The organism is Nocardia sp. NPDC060220, from assembly GCF_042727815.1.
GTDB lineage: Bacteria > Actinomycetota > Actinomycetes > Mycobacteriales > Mycobacteriaceae > Nocardia.
On sequence record NZ_JBHWZY010000557.1, the window covers coordinates 1 to 4,642 of the forward strand.

A 4,642-nucleotide genomic window follows, 5' to 3' on the forward strand; every position below is an offset into this window, starting at 1 on the left:
CCTTCACGTAGTCCGTGACCCGGTGGGCCATGACCGCGCCGAGCGCCGAGACGCCGATCGCGCCGCCGAGGGAGCGGAAGAAGGTGAGGGTCGTGCGGGGCTGGGAGTGCGGTCATGGCGGATCGTGGGTGTCGTCGGGGGGTGGCCTGGGGTGGGTGTCGCCGGAAATACGGCCGGCGGTGCCGGGCGCGGTCAGCGCAGGGAGGCGTCGTGAATTACATCGCGTAGTTCGCGCCCCTCTGCTGTCTCGTACCAGCGCAGGTGACCGAGAAGCCAGTCGTAGTAGGCGATTTCGGCGTTGCGTGGGTCGTGGGCGATGGTCAGGAAGTAGTCGATTTCGGAGAGTTCGTAGCCGATGTGCACGAGCGGGAGCAGGTCCGGGAGCAGGCGCTGTTCGGCGACCGACAGCGGTCGAACCGATTGATATCCCTGGATCAGCGCGGTGATCTGGTCTGCTCGGACGTGTGCGGGTCCGCCGTCACGCAGCGAAACCCAGTCGATGGCGGCGCGCTCGATGGCGGTGGCGAGGTCGAAGACAGCCGTCGTCCGGTCGGCCAGGCCGAAATCGATCACCGAGGTCACCTCGTGGTCGTTCCACAGCAGGTTCGTCGCGTGCCAGTCCCCGTGCGTCCACAGTGGCGCGACGCCGGAAAGGTCGGCGTGAAACTGGGGAATGTCAGCGCGCCAGTCTCTCGCACCGAGGAATCGGGCGACCGACGGCCGTCGGGCGCTGTGCCAATCGAAGGCGCACGCCACGTCATTGTGCATGCTCGCCAGCAGCGGTCGCGCGGGTCGAGCCGGTGCATCGAAATCTGCTGCGGCCGAATGCAATCGGCCGAGCATCAGCCCAGCGCTCCCCGCATCGTCACGGTCGCGATAGGGCGACCAGGAGAAGTCCGCGCGATACCGATCCTCCCCCATCCCCACCCGATGCACCTCGTAGACGAACGCGCCTGTCGCGCCATCACGGTCTCGGCCGGACTCATCGCTCATCCAATCCCCCACGGTGGCACGCACTTCGGGCACCGGAATATCCCGAACCCGCAGGTGCCGGATGAACCGATGCTCCTCACCCAACGCCACCACATCGCGTAATCGCGCGGGCATCCGCTTCACCACGAGCCGATCCCCACCGTCCAACCGCACCCCCACCGTCGACGACAACGGCCGCGCACCCCGCCATTCGATCGCAGCGGGCGAACCGCCCCAGGTCGCGGCGACCGCGCGAGCGATCTCGTCGTCGGTGAGCGCGGGCCACGTCGGCTCGGCCAGCGGGTCGTCGCCCATCCCGAACACCTGCTCGTCAGCCATCGGTCCAGTATCGATGGCGCCGGACCATTCAGCGTCGAACCCTCTCATCGCGCTGTCACCCCGTCGATGCGGACACCGCACGGCCGTAGCCGATCCCCTAAGCTCCCCTCGTGAGCTTGCCCTCCCCCACTGCAGACAATCGTGCCGTCGTCACCGGCGCGTCCTCCGGCATCGGCACCGCGCTGGCCGCCGAACTGGCCGGGCGCGGCTATTCGCTGATCCTGGTCGCGCGCCGCGGTGAGATCCTCACCGAGCTGGCCCAGCGGTTGACCCTGGCCCACGGCATCACCGCCGAGGTCCGCGCGGTCGACCTGGCCGATCGCACCCAGCGGGCCAGCCTCGTCGACGAGCTCGCGGTTCGCGATATCGCCGTTCTCTGCAACAACGCGGGCATCGCGACGTTCGGGCCGGTCGCCGAGCTCGACTTCGCCTATGAGCGGATGCAGATGGAACTCAACGCCACTGCCGTGCACGACCTGAGCCTGGCGGTGCTGCCCGGCATGATCGAGCGCAAGGCGGGCGGGATCCTGATCAGCGGTTCGGCGGCGGGCAATATGCCGATCCCCAACAACGCCACCTACGCGGCGTCGAAGGCGTTCGCGAACACCTTCTCGGAGTCGCTGCGCGGCGAGCTCAAGGGCAGCGGCGTGAACGTCACCCTGCTGGCGCCCGGCCCCGTCCGCACCGAAACCCCGGCCCCCGAAGACCAGTCGATCGTCGACAAGATGGTTCCCGACTTCCTCTGGGTGTCGTCGGAGTACACCGCGAAGGTCTCCATCGACGCGCTGGCCCGCAACAAGATGCGCATCGTCCCCGGCCTGATCAGCAAGGGCATGAGCGTGGCGGGCAATTACGGCCCCCGTTCGTTCACCGCACCGATCGCGGGCGCGTTCTACAAGAAGCTGGGCGGCTGACACCCACGTCAGCAAGTCGTCAGGAACGGTCGCCGGGTGGTCAAGGACCCGTAAAGACCGAGTTCGGCTGCCCGCGAGCGGCGTAGTCCTGGAAGTGGCCCCGCCGTCCGAGTGCGGGGGCGTCCTCCTGGAGGAGACCACCGTGACGTTGCTCGATATCTTCCCGTCCCTGCGTGCGAGTGCGGTCCCCCGACTCGACCCCGCGGTGTGGCCCGCCGACACCCACTACGACGGTGACGGCCGGATCACCCTCGGCGGCGTGGCCCTGCACGATGTCGCCGACCAGTACGGCACGCCGGTGCGCGTGATCGACGAGACGGAGGTGCGGGAACGCTGCCGCGCCTACCGCAAGCACTTCCCCGACACCGAGATCGTCTACGCGGGTACCGCCCTGATGCTGCGCACGGTGGCCCGCTGGGTCGCCGAGGAGGGCCTCGCCGTGCAGGTCGGTTCGACCGGTGAGCTCGAGGTGGCGCTCGCGGCGGGCATCGACCCACGCCGGATCGTCCTGCAGGGCAACGGGGCTCCCTTCGACGAGCTCCGCGCCGCGGTAGGCGCGGGGGTCGGCCGCATCGTGGTCTCCACCCTCACCGAGATCACCCTGCTCGCCTCGCTCGCGACCCGCCCACAGCAGGTGCTGTTGCGGGTGGCGCCCGGAATCGAGGTGCCGGGCAGCTCACGGTTCGGGTTCCCGCTCGGCAGCGATTCCTGCGCCACGGCCGTGGCCCGGATCATCGCGCAGCCGAAGCTGATCCTGACCGGACTGCACTGCCACCTCGGCGCACAGATCCACGACCCCGACCTGTACGGCGAGGCGATCCGCCGGATGATCGGCGAGATGGCCTGGATCCAGGCCGAACACGGCACCCTGCTGACCCATCTCGATATCGGCGGCGGGCACGCGGTGGCGCTGCGCGGCGGCGATGCCGAGCTCAACCTGCGCGAACTCGCCGACATCCTCGATGACGCGCTCGACGCGGGCTGTGCGCGCCACCACTTCCCCCGCCCGGTCCTCGCGATGGAACCGGGGCGCGCGATCGTCGCGCGGGCGGGTGTCACGCTCCACCGGGTGCTCGCCGTCACCGAGGTCGCCGGCGGCCGGTGCGTGATCGTCGACGGGGATACCGACGGGCGCGACGATGTGAGCGCGCTCGTGGTCAACCGGCATCCGGCCGGACCCCAGCTCACCGCATCGGTCGCGAGCAGGCACGGTGCCGCGGGCAGGCTCATCGCCGCCGAGGTCCGGATTCCGGCCGATCTTCGTGCCGGCGAGGTTCTCGCGGTGCCGTGCACCGGTGCCTATCACCCGTGCGCGGCCGGATATCGAACAGCGGGCAGGCCGCCGGTCGTCGCGGTCGCCCACGGCCGCACCGAGCAGCTGCTCCGTCGCGAGACGACCGCCGACCTGCTGATGCGCGAGCTCGCGCGGTGACTGGCTGATCCCGGGACTCGGGGAGTGCGGCCCGCCGATCGACGGGCCGCACTCGATCACCGGCGCCGGGTGCCGAAAATACTGCGGCTGATCTCGCGCCCTGCCGCACTCGCCGCCGACCGAAGGAAACTCTTCACCGCCGGATTCGCCATGATCCGTTCAGCGGCCGAATCCTCTTCCTGCCGGTCCGTCGAGCGCCCCGGCGCGGGGGCGGATTCGGGTACCGGCTCGGCGGCCGCCACGCTGGCGAGCAGCATCTCGTAGGCCGATTCCCGGTCGACGCTCTGCCCGTATCTGCCCTGCAGCGCGCTCGACAGTGCCTTGGACTTGATCGCCTCGTCGCCGATGGTGTCCATCAGTGAGCGCGGTGGCGCGATCTTGGTCCAGGCAACGGGCGTGGGCGCACCGGTTTCGGAGAGCACGGTGACGATCGCCTCACCGGTACCGAGCGAGGTCAGCGCCTCTTCCAGGTCGTACACCGACGACTTCGGATACGTGCGCACCGTCTTGGACAGTGCCTTCTGATCGTCGGGGGTGAAGGCGCGCAACGCGTGCTGCACGCGGGCTCCGAGCTGGGAGAGCACCGGGTTGGGGATGTCGGTGGGCAACTGGGTGCAGAAGAACACACCGACACCCTTGGACCGGATCAGCTTCACCGTCTGCTCGACCTGCTGCAGAAACGCCTTGGACGCCTCGGCGAACAGCAGATGCGCCTCGTCGAAGATGAACACGAGCTTCGGCTTGTCCACGTCACCCACCTCGGGCAACGTCTGGAACAGATCGGCGAGCACCCACATCAGGAACGTCGAGAACAGCGCGGGCCGCGCCGCCTGCTGACCGAGCTCGAACAGTGTGATCACGCCGAGCCCGCCCGCGGTGCGCAGCAGATCGGCCGGGTCGAGTTCGGGTTCGCCGAAGAACGTGTCGCCGCCGTCGGCTTCCAGATTCACCAGCGACCGCAGGATCACCCCGGCCGTCTGCGAGG

4 protein-coding genes are annotated in these 4,642 nt (G+C 69.2%); 2 read left to right on the top strand and 2 right to left on the bottom strand.

What is annotated here, in order from left to right; translation table 11 throughout:
• Positions 1-192 precede the first annotated feature (192 nt).
• Positions 193-1,311 carry a phosphotransferase enzyme family protein gene (locus tag ACFWF3_RS24985; protein ID WP_379315640.1) on the bottom strand — a complete coding sequence of 373 codons (1,119 nt, stop codon included), beginning with the start codon at positions 1,309-1,311 and terminating at the stop codon, positions 193-195.
• A gap of 110 nt (positions 1,312-1,421) precedes the next feature.
• On the opposite strand from ACFWF3_RS24985, the gene cmrA reads away from it, so the two are divergent.
• Positions 1,422-2,225: a mycolate reductase gene (gene cmrA / locus ACFWF3_RS24990; protein WP_378994513.1), complete on the top strand. Its 804-nt coding sequence runs from the start codon at positions 1,422-1,424 to the stop codon at positions 2,223-2,225.
• Positions 2,226-2,367: 142 nt separating this feature from the next.
• Positions 2,368-3,657 carry a diaminopimelate decarboxylase family protein gene (locus ACFWF3_RS24995; RefSeq protein ID WP_379315642.1) on the top strand — a complete coding sequence of 430 codons (1,290 nt, stop codon included), beginning with the start codon at positions 2,368-2,370 and terminating at the stop codon, positions 3,655-3,657.
• A 56-nt stretch (positions 3,658-3,713) separates the two neighbouring features.
• On the opposite strand, the gene ACFWF3_RS25000 is transcribed toward ACFWF3_RS24995, so the two are convergent.
• Positions 3,714-4,642, bottom strand: a 929-nt coding sequence (locus ACFWF3_RS25000; protein WP_379315644.1) for a helicase HerA-like domain-containing protein, incomplete at its 5' end; no start/stop codon positions are given.